Below are 16362 nucleotides of genomic sequence, written 5' to 3'. Positions count from 1 at the left end.
AATGGCGTTAGTTCTGCGCATGGGCAAGATTTAATGTTTTCCAGAACGGCACATTAATAATGCCCAGTACGTTTAGTTGTTTATGGCTATCAATGCGCACCAGCAACACGCTGCCGTATTCGGCGGCAATCGCATGGGGGAAACCGGTCTGCTTTTCAAAGTCGCTGATACAGCCGCTGTGGGTCACCAGCACCAGATTCTGCCCGGTTGTTTTGTGTGCGATCACTTCATCGCGCAGCACCGGGCCGCAGGTAGCCAGCCAGTCTTGCGTGCTGGCGTCCTGACCGAACATGTACTGCGCGGTTTGTGCGGTTCGGGTCAGCGGACTGCTCAGCACTTGAGCCTGCTGCATGCCCAATAGCTGAAAGCCCTGGCCAACGGCCGCTGCCGCCACGCTGCCGACCTGAGTGATGCCGTCGGCCGGTCCCAGGCAGGTGTTGTCGGAGCGATCACAGCGTTCGGTATGGCGCACCAGTGCGACCACTTCACCGGCTTGCCAGGCCTGCATCCATTCGGCGGTGACGCGACGGTTCGCGTGATCCAGATCGGTCGGTGAGCGTGGCCAGAACACAAAACCACTGACCAGAATGGCCACGAACACCACACAAGCCAACGCCAGTAACAGACGCAAACGCAGGGTTCGCGGCGATCTGAATAAAGTTTTTAATTGAAATAATTGCGCCACAATCTTGCCCCTTTTGAATACTCGGTATTTCATTCAGCGCAACGCAAGGCTTAGGCAGCGAGCAACTTTACGACGGGTGAGTTGAATGCAGGCTGAACACTACGTTCAGAGTCGTGGCAGCGCAGTGAAGAACATGTGAAAAAATTGCCAGAAGTTACTGGATGCAACTAAACCGGCCATTTGATAAGCAAACTCAAATGCAGTTTTTATTGGCGGGTGGGCTTAACAAACGGCAAACGGCAAGGCAAAGCTGCGTGACTCGCACTCTCCGTCATGGCGGGTCCAGGGTTACGTTTACGTCCGACAACCGCAGTGGAGTCAACCCGGCGAATGGATTTCAAACAAAGTCTGACGAAAAGGATTGTGATCGTCTTTGCCCTGATGAGCGCTCTGGTCGCCGGCGTGTTCGCGCTGGGGATTGTCGCCACGGTGCATGTGGTCGAACGTAAATTGACCACCACGACATTGGCGGGCGGCCTGCATCGGCTGCTGGCCATGGACGACATCAGTCAGTGGAGCCACAAACCGGAAAAGAGCGAGTTGTTCTTCGCCGAAGGCGGACAAGGCCCGTTGGCGCTGACCCGACAACTGGCGGCGCTGCCCCTGGGCTTTCAGGAAATCAAATTCCACGGCGACGACTTCTACGCGATGGTCGAATCGGTGGCGGGGCGCAAGTACGTGTTGCTGCGCGATCAGGAAAGTCTCGAACAACGTGAGCGCCTGCTGTTTATTGTGGTGATTGTCGGATTCATCCTCAGCATTCTGTTGGCCGTTTTACTGGGACGCCTGTTGGCGCGGCGGGTTATGGCGCCGGTGATTCGTCTGGCCTTGCAAGTGCGTCATCGGGATCAAGTGATTGAGCTGGCGCCGCCACTGCGCCCGGACTATGCGGCGGATGAAGTGGGCGAGTTGGCGCTGTCCTTCGATCAGACCCTGGGGCGCCTGCGCAAAACCCTGAGCCGGGAAAAACTCTTTACCAGTGACGTCAGCCACGAATTGCGCACCCCGTTGATGGTGCTCGCCAGCTCCTGCGAGTTGCTGTTGGCCAATCCCTCGCTGGATGCTCGCTCATCCGCGCAAGTCAGCCGCATTGCCCGGGCAAGCAATGAAATGCGCCAACTGGTGGAAACCTTCCTGATGCTCGCGCGCAAACCGCAAGACGCCGGTATTCAAGCCACTTGCACGCTCAGGGAAGTGGCGGATGCGCAGGCGGAAGTCTGGGGGCGGTTGATTCGCGAGAAAGGCCTGGAATTCATTTATGACCCGCAAGGCGCAGGCATCGCGACATTGAACCTGACGCTGCTGCAATCGGTGATGGGCAACCTGTTGCGCAATGCCTGGCACTACACCGACCACGGCTTCGTTCGCCTGACCTTGAGCGAGTGTGGTTTTGTCGTTGAAGACAGCGGCATCGGCATCCCGGAGGAACAACGCCACGCGATGTTCCAACCCTTTGTGCGCGGTGATGAAGGACGTGGGGAAGGGCTCGGGTTAGGACTTTCTCTGGTGCAGCGCATCTGCGATCAGCAGCAATGGCAGGTGCAACTGACCACCCGCGAGCCCAACGGCTGTCGGTTTACCGTGACGTTGAGTCAGGACGAGGGCGGACACCCGCGCGAGTTGCCGGCAGCCTGACTGATCAGCGCGGCCAGGCGTTTGACGTTGTTCTGCTGCGCGGTCACCAGATCATCGATGCTCGGTCCGGACGGGGTTTGTAGGGTCGAGCGGCAAGTCACCAGCTCACTGTCGGTTTCACCGAGCGGGCGCAGGCGCCATTTCGCATCGATCAAACCATACTGGCCGGGAATCGAGTCAAAGCGCTGCACCTCGATGCGCACCGAGACGTTGCCGCGACCACTGCTGTTGCTCAGTTGATCGGTCAGCGCACTGCGCAATTCATCCGCAAGGCTCGCCCCCCACCATTCGGTTTCGAGAATTGCCAGGCCACTGTTGCCCTGGCGAATGACGATTTGCGGGCGGTCGACCTGCGGCGGCACGCTGATCCCTTCAATCGGGATTTGTGCGCCGGCACGGGTGCTGCCCAGTTGCACCGGCGTCAGGGTGTGAAAGCAGATCGGGTCGCTGCGGCAGGCGCCCAGCAACATGAACGCAGCGAGCACGGTGATCTTCAGCGGTACAGCCATCGGTTTGACTCCTGTGCTCAATTGCGTGGCGGTCCTTTCAGATCCAGTGGCGCCGCGTTGTCCGGGCGCCCGCGAATCAGCGATTCCGGATGACGACCGAGGTAATCCGACAGCTCACGCAGCGAGCGCGACATGCGGCCGAGTTCGTCGAGGGTTTCGGTGAGTTTCTCGCGTTGCGGCGAATCTTCGGCCAGGGTCGAACTGGCGGACTGCAGGGTTTTGCTGACATCGGCAAGGGTGCTCTGCACGCCCGGCAAGGTCTTCGCGTTGAACTGGGTCAGGCCCTTGCGCAGTTCGACCAGATTGCTGTCGAGGTTGTTGGCGATACGATCGACCGGCACTTTGTTGAGTTTGTCGATCACCGCTTCGAGTTTTTCCTGCAATTGTTCGAGGCTGCCGGGCACGGTCGGAATCACCACCGGACGCAAGGTCGGATCGAAGGCGACTTTTTCGGCTTTCGGGAAGAAATCCAGCGCGACGTACAGCTGGCCGGTCAGCAGATTGCCGCTGCGGGCCTGGGCGCGCAGGCCGTTGTCGATAAAGGTGCCGATCAGGCGAATGCCGGCCGCTTCATCGTTGGGGTCATGCTTGAACGCCGTGAGCATTTTGCCGTAGGCCATGCCGAGGCGCTGCGGGTAAATGACGATGCCGACGTTCAGCGGGAAACTGCGTTTTTTTGCGTCGAAATCGAGGTTGATCGCCACCACCCGGCCGATTTCCATACCAAGGAATTCCACCGGCGCATCGACCTTGAGCCCGCGCAGGGACTGGTCGAAACGCAGGCTCAGGTATTGCGCCTTGCCGTTGGGCGGGGCGAGGGCGGTTTGCTGATCGGCGAACAGTTCGAAGTCTTTGTCATCGGCCGCCACCACGTCGTTGGGGCTGTAGTCCGGCGCGCGGAAGGCGATGCCGCCGACCAGCATGGACGACAACGACTCGGTTTTGACCTGAAAGCCGTTGGCGCCGACGCTGACGTCAATCCCGCTGGCGTTCCAGAAGCGGGTGTTTTCGGTGACAAAGGCATCGTTGGGCGAATGAATGAACACTTCGATGTTCACGCCTTTGCCGCCCTCATCGAGGGCATAGGTGACGACCTGGCCGACCGGAATCTTGCGGTAGTAAACCGGCGAGCCGATGTCCAGCGAGCCGAGGTCCTGGGTGTGCAGCATGAAGCGCTTGCCCGGTTCGCCGTAGGTGATGGGCGGCGGATTCTCCAGGCCCTTGAATTGTTTGGCGCGGTTGTTGGCCTGGCCGATATCGGCGCCGATGTAGTCGCCGGAGAGCAGGGTATCGATGCCCGACACGCCACCCGCGCCGATGCGTGGGCGCACGACCCAATACTGTGAGTCTTCGCGGGTAAAGCTTTCGGCCTGTTTGGCCAGTTTGATCGTGGCGTTGACGCTTTTCTGGTCATCGCTCAATTCGACATCGGTGACCTGACCGACCACCACGTTGCGGTATTTGACTTCGGTCTTGTTGGCCACCAGACCGCTGCCGGTCTTGAAGTTGACGGTGATGGTCGGTCCTTCCTGAAGGATGTTGTGCACCACCAGCGAAATGCCCACCAGCACCGCCACGATCGGCACGATCCACACCAGCGATATGCCGAAGCGGCGGGTCTTGATGGGGGCCTGGCCTGGTGCTCGCGGCTCGTCGGTGGCTGACGACTTCATCCGTGTCCTCCTCGAATAATTGGGCACTGAGCGTCAGGAACGCAAAAGCACTTCATCAATATAGAAGTGCTTGGCGATAGAGCAAATAAGTAGGGAATGCCAAAGCCGAACCGGTAGGCGCTGCCGCAGGCTGCGATCTTTTGATCTGTAAAAACAACATCAAGAGATCGCAGCCTGCGGCAGCGCCTACAGGGATCGGGATCAACCGAGCATTTCGCGCAGGCGATACCAGAACATGCCCAGTGCCAGCAGCGGCGAGCGCAGCGCCGGGCCGCCGGGGAAGGTCATGTGCGGCACGCCGCTGAACACGTCCATGCCTTGACTGTGGCCGGCCTGTATCGCCTCGCCGAGCAACTTGGCGCACCAGTGCGTGACGTTCAGACCATGGCCGGAATAGCCTTGGGCGTAGAACACGTTCGGGTGTTGCTTGAGACGCCCGACTTGCGGAAAGCGATTGGCGGTGATGCCGATCTTGCCTCCCCACTGGTAATCGATGCGCACGTCCGCCAGTTGCGGGAAGACCTTGAGCATCTTCGGCCGCATGTAGGCGGCGATATCCGCCGGATCACGCCCGGAATAGTGGCAGGCCCCGCCGAACAGCAAGCGCCGGTCCGCCGAGAGACGGTAATAGTCGAGGCCGACTTTCTGATCGCACACCGCGAGATTCTGTGGAATCAGCTGCGCGGCGCGTTCCTCGGACAACGGTTCGGTGGCGATGATGTAACTGCCGGCCGGCAGCACCTTGCCAGTGAGTTGTTGCTCGAGTTCGTCCAGATGCGCGTTGCAACCGAGTACCAGGCTGCCAGCACGCACGGTGCCGTTGGCGCAGCGCACCTGCACGGTCGCGCCGTGGATGATTTCGAGCACCGGACTCTGCTCGAAGATGCGCACACCCAGTGAGGCCGCCAGCCGCGCTTCGCCTTGCACCAGATCCAGCGGGTGCAGGTGCCCGGAGCCCATGTCCAGCAGTCCGCCGGCATAAATCCCGGAGTCCACCACGTTTTGGCGGATTTGCTCGGGGCCGATCATGCGGGTTTCGTGGGCGTAACCAAGCTCGGCGAGATCGACCAACTCTTCCTTGAAGGCATCGAACTGCGCGCTCGTGTTGGCCAGGTCACAGAAGCCCCAGCGCAGATCGCACTCGATGGCGTTGGCCTCGATGCGCTGCCGCACCAGTTCTACCGAGTCGATCCCGGCGCGCTGCAAATAACGCACGCCTTCTTGCCCGACATACTTGGCGAAACCTTCGACTTCATGGCCGATGCCACGAATCAATTGACCGCCGTTGCGCCCGCTGGCGCCCCAGCCGATGCGCCGGGCTTCGATCAAAATCACCGACAACCCGCGCTGCGCCAGTTCGATGGCTGTGTTGACCCCGGTGAACCCGCCGCCGATCACGCAGACGTCGGCGCTCAAATCACCGTCGAGGACCGGGTAAGGTGTGGACGCCCGAGCCGAAGCTGCGTAATAGGAACGGGCATGTTCTGCTGTGTACTGATTCATTTGTTGGACTTCACTTTGCTCCAGGACCGGGTCATCAGACGCATGATCGCCTGGGGCGGGGTAGAGGAGATGTAGAGCTTGTCGAGCACGGCCTGGGATGGGTAAACCTCGGGATTACTGACCAGGTCCTTGTCCATGTACTGCTTGGCGGCCGGGTTCGGGTTGGCGTAACCGACTGACGCGCTGACCTTGGCGATCACTTGTGGATCGAGCAGGTAATTGATGAAGGTGTGCGCTTCTTTTTCGTTGCTGGCGTCGGCGGGAATGGCCAACAGGTCGAACCACAGGTTGGCGCCTTCTTTCGGAATGGCGTAGGCGATGTTCACGCCGTTCTTGGCTTCCTTGGCGCGGTTGGCGGCCTGGAACACGTCGCCGGAATAACCGAAGGCCACGCAGATATCGCCGTTGGCCAGGTCCGAGACGTATTTCGAGGAGTGGAAATAGGTGATGTACGGACGGATGCTCAGCAGTTTGGCTTCGGCCTTTTTGAAGTCTTCCGGGTTCTCACTGCGCGGGTCCATGCCCATGTAGTTGAGGATGGCCGGGAACACTTCGTCCGCCGAGTCCATCATCGACACGCCGCACTGCGAGAGTTTCTTGATGTTTTCCGGTTCGAACAGCACGGCCCAGGAGTCGATGTGATCGATGCCCAGCACTTGCTTGACCTTGTCGACGTTGTAGCCGATGCCGTTGGTGCCCCACAGGTACGGCACCGAATGCTGGTTGCCCGGATCGTTTTTCTCCAGCAACTCAAGCAGTTTCGGGTCGAGGTTTTTCCAGTTCGGCAACTGCGAGCGATCCAGCTTGAGGAACGCGCCGGCCTTTACCTGACGGGCGAGGAAGTGGTTGGACGGCACGACCACGTCATAACCGGTGCGCCCGGCGAGCAGCTTGCCTTCGAGGGTTTCGTTGGAGTCGAAAACGTCGTAGATCACCTTGATCCCGGTTTTGCTCTGGAAGTCGGCGAGGGTGGTTTCGCCAATGTAGTCAGTCCAGTTGTAGACGCTGACCTGGGGTTGGGCCTGAGCGCCGGCACTGCATGCCAGGGCCAGAGCTGCGGGAATCAGGGATTTCAATAGACGCATAACGACACCTCTTCGAATTATTGGATTTTTCAGGTGGTTCACTATTCCCCTTGTGGGAGCGAGCCTGCTCGCGAAGGCAGTGTTTCAAGCGACGCATACAGTGACTGTGCTGACGCTTTCGCGAGCAGGCTCGCTCCCACAGGAGATTGTGCAGACTTGGGTCAGACGCTCAGCATCAGGAACTCGCGCTCCCACGAACTGATCACGCGTTTGAAGTTTTCATGCTCGGCGCGCTTCACCGCGACGTAGCCGCGGACAAACTTGTCGCCGAGGTAGTGCGCGACGGTCTCGCACTCTTCCATCTGCGTCAGCGCTTCTTCGATGGTGATCGGCAGGCGCAGGTTGCGGCGTTCGTAGGCGCGGCCTTGTACCGCAGCGCTCGGCTCGATGCCCTCGACCATGCCGATGTAACCGCAGAGCAGGCTCGCGGCAATCGCCAGGTACGGGTTGGCATCGGCGCCCGGCAAGCGGTTTTCCACGCGCATGGCTTCGGGACTGGAGGTCGGCACACGCAAACCGACGGTGCGGTTTTCTTCGCCCCATTCGACGTTGACTGGCGCCGAGGTGTCCGGCAGGAAGCGGCGGAACGAGTTGACGTTCGGCGCGAACATCGGCAGCACTTTCGGGATGTACTTCTGCAAACCGCCGATGTAGTGCAGGAACAACTCGCTCATTTGCCCGTCGGCGTTGGCGAAGATCGGTTTGCCCGTGGCGATGTCCACCACGCTCTGGTGGATGTGCATGGCGCTGCCCGGCTCGTCGCCAATCGGCTTGGCCATGAACGTCGCCGCGACGTTGTGCTTGAGTGCAGCCTCACGCATGGTGCGTTTGAACACGGTGATCTGGTCGGCCAGATCCAGCGCGTCGCCGTGACGGAAGTTGATTTCCATCTGCGCCGGGCCGTCTTCATGAATCAGCGTGTCGAGGTCCAGACCTTGCAGCTCGCACCAGTCGTAAACGTCTTCGAACAGCGGATCGAATTCGTTGGCGGCGTCGATGGAGAACGACTGACGACCACTTTCCGCGCGGCCCGAACGACCCAACGGCGCCTTGAGCGGCAGGTCCGGGTCTTCACAGCGCTGGGTCAGGTAGAACTCCATTTCCGGCGCGACAATCGGCTTCCAGCCTTTGTCGGTGTACAGCTGCAAGACTTTCTTCAGCACGTTGCGCGGCGACAGTTCGATCGGGTTGCCGAACTTGTCGAAGGTGTCGTGGATGACGATGGCGGTCGGCTCGATCGCCCATGGAATCACGTACACGGCATCGGCCACTGGCTTGCAGACCATGTCGATGTCGGCAGGATCGAGCAGGTCGTAGTAGATGTCGTCGTCGACAAAATCCCCGGTTACCGTTTGCAGCAGCACACTTTCCGGCAGGCGCATGCCTCGCTCATGCAGGAACTTGTTGGTGGGTGCGATCTTGCCGCGGGCGATGCCGGTCAGGTCGCTGACCACACATTCAACTTCGGTAATCTTGTGATCTTTCAGCCAAGTGAACAGCTGATCGAAAGGGGCATTCATAAAGACCTCGTTATTGGTTTTATAGACGCCGGGGAGGGCGGGTTTCATCTTCCGCCCCTTCCCCTGTGGCGCGTTGACGACTATCTTGGGCTCGCCTTGCAGTTCCATCTATCCACTTTAAGCAGCACCAAAGCGCACCAAAAGAGTGCGCAAGGTCACCCCATGACAACGTGCAATCCGTTACAGGTACAAGCGTTCAACACCGCTGATGTCTCCGAGCAAATCCGCGCCACACCGGGTTGGGTCCAGCATTACCAGCAAATGTCGCCGGGGCATTTCGCCGGGCAAATCAGGTATCTGGACCTGCAAGGTGTTGAGGTTTATGAAGAGCAGATGAACACCCGCGTCGAGCAGAATTTCAGCGCGCCCTCAGGTGCTCTGGCGTTCTGTTTTGATCGCAGCGACAACGCGCTGTATCTGCTCAATGAAGACAGCCGCAACATTTGGATCACCCCGGAGAATTACCAGGAAATCGCCGTGGTGTTCGGCCCGGAATTTGTCCGTCAGCACGGCCTGGACGTGGCGAAACTCGAAGGTTTGTTCATGGCACCGCTCAATGGCGGACAGAACGCCTTGTTCAGTCGCTGGTTAAGCTCGACTCTCACGAAGTTGACGCAAGCCATTGATATGCCTAGTAAAGAGGCGCTGACTCAACAGCTGTTGGAAGACTGTCTGTTCATCCTCGATAACGCTCGAGTCAACCTCGACCGTGGCGGCTTGCAGCGCCGCACCGAAGAACGAACGATCATGAAACGCGTCGGCGAATGGGCCGCCGACTCTCCCGAAGAAACCCTCAACCTGCTCGAGCTTTCAAACGTGGCGGGCGTCTCGCTGCGTCAGTTGCAGCAAGCCTTCAAAGATTACACCGGGATGACGCCGAGCCATTGGTTGCGCCTGCGCCGGTTGAACAGTGCCCACCGTGAATTGCTCAACCGCAGGCCTACGGACACCACGGTGGCCGAGGTGGCGATGAACTGGTCGTTCTGGCATCTGGGACGGTTTTCCAGCAGCTATCGGGCGCTGTTCAACGAGTTGCCCAGCGAGACGCTTAAACGTACGCATAAATAAAACGCTCGACGTATCGAGCGTTTTGTTTCGACTGTGCGCTTTGTTTGTAATCCCTCGGTGTAGGACATCTCCGGTAGATGTAGCTCGATGTTTCCAAGGCAACCATCTCTGCGTCACGATTCTTTTTAAATCAATAGCTTGCCGCATATTCATAAAGTCGATTGATTCCTTGGAGCCATGCAAAAACGTCATCTAGCGTTCTGCTGGCTGACGCAATGATGCGTCGGCTTTCATGAACCGAGGCTTATCCGATGGCTGTTCCATTGAGCGATACAGAAAGCAGCAACAATCTCCCGCAGGCGGTCCTGCATCTGATTTCCGGTCAATACCCGGGCGTTGCACGCGACGCCGGGATCCTGACCAAAGAAGACGTGATCAAGATCAAGCAGTACGTCAAGAAAGGCCTGTCGTTACCGGGCGAGTTGGCGGAAGTCGAGTCGTATCTCAAGTACAAGAAGATCGACGTCGCCGGCCTTGAACCTGCCGATATTCAAGTGCTGTTCAAGAAAATCCGCATCCACGCCGCCAGTTGGGATGCCGTGGAAAGCAAGATCATCCAGCAAAGCATCGATCTCGCCTCCGCCGCGAAGAACATCGTCAGCAGCGGCGGTGAAATCATTTCCGTGATCAAGGAAATGCCGATCATGGACCGCGTCAGAACCACGCTTGGGCAGATGTCCGGCAATGACCTGGCCGGAATCAGATACACCAGTGACGATGGCGAAGTGGCTTCGGCGGTGGCCGACATCATCAGGCTGATGCGCGTCGATATTCAGCGTCAACAGGGCGCGACCAAAGAGCTCAAGGAGCGGATATCCAACTTCAAGATCGAGCTGGCCGGCGGCGACCTGTCGAGCGGCAAGCGCGTATTCGGTTTGCAGTCGGAAGTGAAGGGCAAATATGACCTGATGGAGCGCAACAACCTGGTGGAGTCGATCGCCAGCAGCAAGCAAACCATCAAGGACAAAAAAGCCCGGATCATCCAGCTGGACAAGGATTACGACTACTACGTGGGAATGTCTTTTTCTGGTGGATTGCCGATTTTCTGGCCGATTTCCGGCTCGATCTTCGGCCCGAAAGCCGAGACTGCACGCAAGGAGCGCAATGCGCTGAAGACCGAGGTCGATGCGCTGGAAGCGTCGGTCAGCGGCAAGGAAAACCTGCAAAGCGCCATCGAAAGCTCGATGTCGAATTTCGGTGACATCGGCATCCGCATGGCCGGCGCCGAAGCGGCGCTGAACATCCTCAACACCATGTGGCAAACCATTCTGAGCAAGGTCGATGCATCGGCGCAGCAATTCGAGCGCATCGACGATGCCTTGCGCCTGACGTCTTTTGTCGCCGAATTCGCGCTGGTGATCGATCCATGGCGCGACGTGAAAAACACGGCGGGGGAGTTGGTAGCAACGTTCAATGACGCCCTGGACGAATACAAAAAGAGCTTCCATTGATTGCCGACTGACTCAAGGAGATTTGCCATGAATGGCGTGACATCGATCAATACCCAACACATCCCAACGTTCGACGTTAAAAAAATCGTGCAGACCATTCGCGATATCTCGCGGCTGGCGCGATTTCGCGTTGAACACGACGACGTCCTCCAGGAAAGAGCGCAAAACGTCAGCGCTTACCTGAACAACACCGATCAAACCCTGCGTGAGTCCTTCCCGGTGTTGCTCACCGCGTTGAGCGCTGCATCGGGAGACAGCTACTTTGCGGCGCTGCTGGAGTTGCGTGAAGCCTTGGGCCGCAACGACCTGAGTGCAGAAGACCGCGAGATGGTCAGCGCTGAAATCGGCAACATCAAGAGCAACGTCGAGGCGATGCTGGCGCGGGTTGAGGCGCGCTTCATTGATTGTGCGCAGCACCTGGAACGCGACGTGTGCAGTGTCTACAAGGTCGAAATCGACGGGCGTGCCGATGAGCCATTGAACATGGCCAAGCTGCGCAAGGCGCGAATTCTGGCGCAACTGAGCGAGCACTGCGCCAACAAGGCGAAGTGTCAGGAGCAGCGTGACGTTCTGGTCAAGGCGCAGGATGTGATCCGTGAGTTCAACCTGGCCGACATGTACAAAAACTACATTCCCAGCGGAAAAGCGCTGGACGACATCGACATGGAGAATCCGAAAAAGGAGGCGGTCAAGCAGGGTATTGAACTGGTTCGCAAAGTGCTGGGAGTCGTCTCCGAGGGCATCAAGTACAGCGAACTGGCGACCTCGCGGAACAATCTGGACAAGGAAATCGAGAGCATTGCGCAGTTGATGGACGGGCTGAACGACGACCTGCAAATGGCCGAAGATGTCTTGGCGGACGCGCAAGCAGTGGTCGACGTCAGTCGTCTGCGCAGGGTCGCCGGGGAGGAAATCATGGCGGTTGCCAATGTCTGGAAAGGCTTTGCGATGGCGCTTGAGCGACTCCACGGCACTGATTACGTGCAAAGCGATCTGACCTCGCTGCTGGGCCGCTATCAGGCTCACCTCGAGTCGTTGAGCGCGGACTACAACGCACTGATGATCAGTTGAGAGGAGGGCGCGACTGATCTTGCGGTTGGCCGCGCCTGTCTTGCCTGTGCACGAGAAAGACCTTTGTATCGCGTATGAACTTAATTAGAATCAGTCTCATTTGAATTCTTCTTCGCGCAGGGTCTCTTGACATGATTGAAGCCGCCGCACCCTCGGAACAGAGCCTGCAGCAACTGTATCGAGACCATCGAGGCTGGCTGGAAACCTGGTTGCGTCGCCGGATGGGCAACGCCTGGGATGCAGCGGATCTGAGTCAGGACACGTTCTTGCGCGTGCTGTGCAGCGCGCAGCCGATTGCCGACATGCGCGAACCACGCGCCTATTTGCTGACCGTGGGCAAGCGCCTGCTGAGCAATTTCTACACCCGCCGCAGCCTGGAAAAAGCCTATCTGGAAGCCCTCGCGCAATTGCCGGAGGAGAGCGTGCCTTCGCCGGAGCACCGCTGGTTGCTGCTGGAAACCTTGCAGGCGCTGGATGAACTGCTCGATGGTTTGCCACGGCCGGTGCGTCGGGCGTTTTTGTGGAGCCAGCTCGAAGGCCTCGGTTATCGCGAGGTCGCCGAGCGTTTGCAGGTCTCTGAACGCACGGTCAAACGCTACATGGCGCAAGCCTATGAGCATTGCTTGCTGGTGGATTTCTGATGCGTGTCGCCCCCAGCGCCGAAACACGGGAAGTGGCCCGCGCCGCCGCGCAATGGTTGGCATTGCTGGAATCCGGCGAGGCCACGGAGGACGATCAGGCGCGCCTGCATCACTGGCGCAGCAGCGATAGTCGCCATGAACACGCGTGGCAGAAGGTTCAACTGTTGCGCCAGCGCTTTTCCGCACTGCCGTCGGCATTGGCCATGGCGGCACTGGATCGTCCGGATCCGGCACGTCGGGCGGCACTGAAACGCGCGCTCGGTCTGGCGGCACTGGTGCCCGCTGCATGGCTGATCAGTCGGCAATTACCGCTGGAGGTCTGGCGCGCCGATTTGCACACCGGTACCGGCGAACATAAACGGGTGCTACTGGCCGATGGCAGTTCGTTGCAACTCAACACGGCGAGCGCGGTGAATGTCGATATTGCTGCGCGTCAGTTGACGCTGGTGCGCGGTGAAATGGCGCTCAACGTTCCCGGCAATTCAGCGCTGATGATCAACGCGCCTTACGGCCGGATCATCGTCAGTCGCAGTGAAGTCTGCGTGCGTCTCAATGAGCGCGCCTGCAACGTCTCGGTGGTTCGCGGCGCGGTGCAATTACAACCGCTGCACGGGCCGGCGCTGACGTTGCAGCAAGGCCAGCAAGTCACGCTGCAAGCCTCCGGTGCCGGGCCTGTTATGGCATTCGACGCGTTGATGCCGGGCTGGCGCGAAGGCGTGTTGATGGCGCAGAACCAGCCGCTGGGCGATTTCCTGCGCGAGTTGAGCCGTTATCGCTCCGGGTTGTTGCGGTGGGATCCTGCCCTGGAAAACCTGCGTATCACTGGCAGTTTCCGTCTCGACAACACCGATCAAGTGCTGTCGTTGCTGGCAGCGAGTCTGCCGGTCGAGATTCATACGCGCACGCGTTTCTGGGTGTCGCTGGTCCCTCGAAACACTCGCCCCACAGAAAAAACTGGCTGAAGCCTGTCCCTTTTTTTCGCCTCGCTGGTCATTCCAGGCAAGTGAACAAAATCGAGAGCTTCTTCCAATGCCCGCAGTATTCCCTAGTCGTTTGCGTCCGTTGTTGCAGTTGAGTTTGTTGCTGAGCCTGAGTGCCAGTCCTGTATTGATTCAGTCCAGTTGGGCCGACGAGTCTGCACCGCGCAGTTATCAGGTGCCGGCCGGCAGCCTGAGTTCCGCGCTGACCCGCTTTGCCGGTTTGGCCGGCGTCAATCTCTCGGTGGACCCGGCACTGGTCAGCGGGCGCAACAGCAGCGGTTTGTCCGGTGATTTCGGCGTGGAGGAGGGCTTCACCCGGTTGTTGCTGGGCTCTGGCCTGCAACTGCAACCGGTGGGCGAGCAGGCTTACACGCTGATTCCGGCGGCGCAGGGCAGTAGCCTGCAACTGGCGCCGACCTCGATTCTCGGCGCCACCGACTCCTCGGGCGCTGACGTGTTTGCGGGTGGCCAGGTTGCCCGCCGAGGCTCGCAAGGGCTGCTGGGGTCGAAAGACTTCATGGAAACGCCGTTCAGCATGACCACCTACACCAGCGAAACAGTCAAGAACCAACAGGCCCGAACCCTCGGCGACCTGATCGCCAGTGACCCGTCGGTGCGTGCGACTAACCCGGCGGGTGGGCGCTATGAGCAGTTCACCATCCGTGGCTTCAGCCTGTTCAACAGTGATGTCGCTTACAACGGCTTGTACGGTGTATTGCCGACGTACACGATCGACATGGAAATGGCCGATCGCGTCGACATCCTCAAAGGCCCGAGCCAACTCATCAACGGTATTTCACCGCGAGGCAGTGTCGGCGGCGGGATCAACGTCGTGCCGAAACGTGCGAGCGACAAACCTATCACCTCGTTGACCGCCAATTACGCGTCGAACAATCAAGTCGGCGGCGCGGTAGATGTCGGCCGGCGTTTTGGTGAGGACAACCAGTTCGGTTTGCGTTTCAACGGCGTCAAGCAGTCCGGTGATACCGAGTGGGATCACCAGAGCGTAGACCGCGACATGGCTGTGCTGGGTCTGGACTTTCGTGGCGAACGTCTGCGTTTGTCCACGGATGTCGGCCATACCGAACGCGATACCGACGCACCGCAGGAGCGCGTGCAAGTCGGCGCCAATGCCAAGGTGCCGAACGCCAACGATGTACGCGACAACTATGCGCAAGCCTGGAGCCAGGCGCGGACCAAGGACACCTTTGGCACGGTCAACGGCGAGTTCGATGTCAGTGATTCGGTGATGGTGTACGGCGGTGTCGGTGCGCGCAAAAGCAATCACGATTTCCTCCGCCATGCCGTTTCAGTCACCAACGATGCCGGCGACTTCAGCGTACAACCACGGGATTTCACCCGTGACGAAAATGTCCGCACTGCCACGGCGGGCGTGCGCAACTGGTTCCACACCGGCCCGGTCAGCCACGAAGTAAACCTGGCCGCCAGCTACTTCTATATGGACTTTGAAAACGGCGGCGCCCGTTACGCGGCGGGCCGCAGCAACCTCTATGACCCGGTGGAAACAGCCAGACCCGGCACGCCAACGCGCAATGACGCGAAGGTCTACACCGAGAACCGCTTCAGTGGCGTGGCGTTGTCCGACACCCTCGGTTTCTTTGATGATCGCCTGTTGCTGACCCTTGGCGCCCGCTGGCAGCGGGTCAAGGTCGATGACTGGAGCGATGATGTAAAAGGCGATACGGCTTACGACGAGGAAAAGGTCTCGCCGTCGGGCGGCATTCTGTTCAAGGCAACGGACAAGTTGTCGCTGTACGCCAACTACATGGAAGGCTTGAGCCAAGGCAAGATCGCGCCTTCGACGTCGATCAACGAGGACGAAATCTTCCCGCCGTTCATCAGTCGTCAGGTCGAAGTCGGCGCCAAGTACGATGCCGGTTCTTATGCCCTGACCGCTGCGGTGTTCCGCATCAAACAGCCGGCGTACGAAACCAACGGCACGACACGGGTCTTCGGCCCCAACGGCAAACGGCAGAACGACGGGGTCGAGTTGAGCGTGTTCGGTGAGCCGCTGAAAGGCTTTCGCTTGCTCGGCGGCGTGATGTACATCGACAGTGAGTTGACCCAGACCACCAACGGCACATTCGATGGCAACCGCGCGCCGGCGACGCCGAAATACAACGTCAACCTCGGCGCGGAATGGGATGTGCCGAACGTGCAGGGGCTGACGTTGACCGGGCGCGGACTTTATTCCAGCTCGCAGTACCTGGATCAGTCGAACGACAAGGAAATCGATTCCTGGGAACGCTTCGACGTAGGTACGCGATACGCCTTCAAGGTCGATGAGAAAACCGTCACCCTGCGCGCCAATGTCGAGAACGTGCTGGACAAGCGCTACTGGAGTTCGGCCGGCGCCTCGGATGACAGCGAGCCGGGGCTGACGCTGTCGACGCCGAGAACTTATCTGCTTTCAGCGACGGTGGATTTCTAGAGCCGAGTGGCGAATATCGTCAATTGCGCGATATTTGCCTAACGACTCCGATGACTTGGAGGCGCGCCTGCAAACCGCGATCGAGGCCT

At 59.2% G+C, this 16362-nt stretch carries 13 protein-coding genes; 7 read left to right on the top strand and 6 right to left on the bottom strand.

What is annotated here, in order from left to right:
• Nucleotides 1-7 precede the first annotated feature (7 nt).
• Nucleotides 8-631, bottom strand: coding sequence for a histidine phosphatase family protein (locus tag ACIOWE_RS01330; protein WP_401386352.1), 624 nt, complete (start codon nucleotides 629-631; stop codon nucleotides 8-10).
• A 384-nt stretch (nucleotides 632-1015) separates the two neighbouring features.
• Here ACIOWE_RS01330 and ACIOWE_RS01325 point away from each other — a divergent pair, with 384 nt between their 5' ends.
• Nucleotides 1016-2320 carry a sensor histidine kinase gene (locus ACIOWE_RS01325; protein WP_401386349.1) on the top strand — a complete coding sequence of 435 codons (1305 nt, stop codon included), beginning with the start codon at nucleotides 1016-1018 and terminating at the stop codon, nucleotides 2318-2320.
• On the opposite strand, the gene ACIOWE_RS01320 is transcribed toward ACIOWE_RS01325, so the two are convergent.
• The 5 genes from ACIOWE_RS01320 to ACIOWE_RS01300 form a co-directional block, all read right to left on the bottom strand.
• Entirely contained in the window at nucleotides 2278-2829 is a 552-nt protein-coding gene (locus ACIOWE_RS01320; RefSeq protein ID WP_401386346.1) for a membrane integrity-associated transporter subunit PqiC, read from the bottom strand. The two genes, ACIOWE_RS01325 and ACIOWE_RS01320, sit on opposite strands and share 43 nt — an antisense overlap.
• A gap of 17 nt (nucleotides 2830-2846) precedes the next feature.
• On the bottom strand, nucleotides 2847-4502 hold the full coding sequence (locus ACIOWE_RS01315; RefSeq protein WP_401386343.1) for an intermembrane transport protein PqiB: 1656 nt from the start codon (nucleotides 4500-4502) through the stop codon (nucleotides 2847-2849).
• 201 nt (nucleotides 4503-4703) lie between these two features.
• A complete protein-coding gene (locus ACIOWE_RS01310) occupies nucleotides 4704-6005 on the bottom strand; it encodes an NAD(P)/FAD-dependent oxidoreductase (protein ID WP_401386340.1) in 1302 nt (433 codons plus the stop codon).
• Nucleotides 6002-7090, bottom strand: coding sequence for a polyamine ABC transporter substrate-binding protein (locus tag ACIOWE_RS01305; RefSeq protein WP_401386337.1), 1089 nt, complete (start codon nucleotides 7088-7090; stop codon nucleotides 6002-6004). Before ACIOWE_RS01305 ends, ACIOWE_RS01310 begins: the two co-directional genes overlap by 4 nt.
• Nucleotides 7091-7251: 161 nt before the next feature.
• Complete coding sequence (locus tag ACIOWE_RS01300) at nucleotides 7252-8610, bottom strand: glutamine synthetase family protein (RefSeq protein WP_064118134.1); 1359 nt, start codon at nucleotides 8608-8610, stop codon at nucleotides 7252-7254.
• A gap of 162 nt (nucleotides 8611-8772) precedes the next feature.
• On the opposite strand from ACIOWE_RS01300, the gene ACIOWE_RS01295 reads away from it, so the two are divergent.
• From ACIOWE_RS01295 to ACIOWE_RS01270, 6 genes are all read left to right on the top strand, one after another.
• The gene (locus ACIOWE_RS01295; RefSeq protein ID WP_401386334.1) at nucleotides 8773-9678 is read left to right on the top strand and encodes a helix-turn-helix domain-containing protein; all 906 of its coding nucleotides are present in this window, start codon (nucleotides 8773-8775) and stop codon (nucleotides 9676-9678) included.
• Nucleotides 9679-9929: 251 nt separating this feature from the next.
• Nucleotides 9930-11129, top strand: a complete 1200-nt coding sequence (locus ACIOWE_RS01290; protein ID WP_401386331.1) for an alpha-xenorhabdolysin family binary toxin subunit A — start codon at nucleotides 9930-9932, stop codon at nucleotides 11127-11129.
• Between the two features lie 27 nt (nucleotides 11130-11156).
• A complete protein-coding gene (locus ACIOWE_RS01285) occupies nucleotides 11157-12200 on the top strand; it encodes an alpha-xenorhabdolysin family binary toxin subunit B (RefSeq protein WP_401386328.1) in 1044 nt (347 codons plus the stop codon).
• Nucleotides 12201-12331: 131 nt separating this feature from the next.
• Complete coding sequence (locus tag ACIOWE_RS01280) at nucleotides 12332-12841, top strand: sigma-70 family RNA polymerase sigma factor (protein ID WP_401386325.1); 510 nt, start codon at nucleotides 12332-12334, stop codon at nucleotides 12839-12841.
• A complete protein-coding gene (locus ACIOWE_RS01275; protein ID WP_401386322.1) occupies nucleotides 12841-13803 on the top strand; it encodes a FecR domain-containing protein in 963 nt (320 codons plus the stop codon). The genes ACIOWE_RS01280 and ACIOWE_RS01275 overlap by 1 nt, the downstream gene beginning before the upstream one ends.
• 67 nt (nucleotides 13804-13870) lie before the next feature.
• A complete protein-coding gene (locus tag ACIOWE_RS01270) occupies nucleotides 13871-16273 on the top strand; it encodes a TonB-dependent siderophore receptor (RefSeq protein WP_401386319.1) in 2403 nt (800 codons plus the stop codon).
• The last annotated feature ends 89 nt before the right edge of the window (nucleotides 16274-16362 follow it).

The organism is Pseudomonas sp. NPDC087598 (assembly GCF_044743525.1).
Classification (GTDB): domain Bacteria; phylum Pseudomonadota; class Gammaproteobacteria; order Pseudomonadales; family Pseudomonadaceae; genus Aquipseudomonas.
The sequence above is the reverse complement of the archived record's forward strand: the minus strand, read 5'-3'. Positions and strand labels throughout refer to the sequence as shown.

What these genes read in the sequence shown, in the direction of transcription:
- ACIOWE_RS01290 (WP_401386331.1), top strand. Translation starts at nt 9,930, where the DNA reads ATGGCTGTTCCATTGAGCGATACAGAAAGCAGCAACAATCTCCCGCAG.
- ACIOWE_RS01305 (WP_401386337.1), bottom strand. Translation starts at nt 7,090, where the DNA reads ATGCGTCTATTGAAATCCCTGATTCCCGCAGCTCTGGCCCTGGCATGC.
- ACIOWE_RS01310 (WP_401386340.1), bottom strand. Translation starts at nt 6,005, where the DNA reads ATGAATCAGTACACAGCAGAACATGCCCGTTCCTATTACGCAGCTTCG.
- ACIOWE_RS01280 (WP_401386325.1), top strand. Translation starts at nt 12,332, where the DNA reads ATGATTGAAGCCGCCGCACCCTCGGAACAGAGCCTGCAGCAACTGTAT.
- ACIOWE_RS01275 (WP_401386322.1), top strand. Translation starts at nt 12,841, where the DNA reads ATGCGTGTCGCCCCCAGCGCCGAAACACGGGAAGTGGCCCGCGCCGCC.
- ACIOWE_RS01325 (WP_401386349.1), top strand. Translation starts at nt 1,016, where the DNA reads ATGGATTTCAAACAAAGTCTGACGAAAAGGATTGTGATCGTCTTTGCC.
- ACIOWE_RS01300 (WP_064118134.1), bottom strand. Translation starts at nt 8,610, where the DNA reads ATGAATGCCCCTTTCGATCAGCTGTTCACTTGGCTGAAAGATCACAAG.
- ACIOWE_RS01315 (WP_401386343.1), bottom strand. Translation starts at nt 4,502, where the DNA reads ATGAAGTCGTCAGCCACCGACGAGCCGCGAGCACCAGGCCAGGCCCCC.
- ACIOWE_RS01285 (WP_401386328.1), top strand. Translation starts at nt 11,157, where the DNA reads ATGAATGGCGTGACATCGATCAATACCCAACACATCCCAACGTTCGAC.
- ACIOWE_RS01295 (WP_401386334.1), top strand. Translation starts at nt 8,773, where the DNA reads ATGACAACGTGCAATCCGTTACAGGTACAAGCGTTCAACACCGCTGAT.
- ACIOWE_RS01270 (WP_401386319.1), top strand. Translation starts at nt 13,871, where the DNA reads ATGCCCGCAGTATTCCCTAGTCGTTTGCGTCCGTTGTTGCAGTTGAGT.
- ACIOWE_RS01320 (WP_401386346.1), bottom strand. Translation starts at nt 2,829, where the DNA reads ATGGCTGTACCGCTGAAGATCACCGTGCTCGCTGCGTTCATGTTGCTG.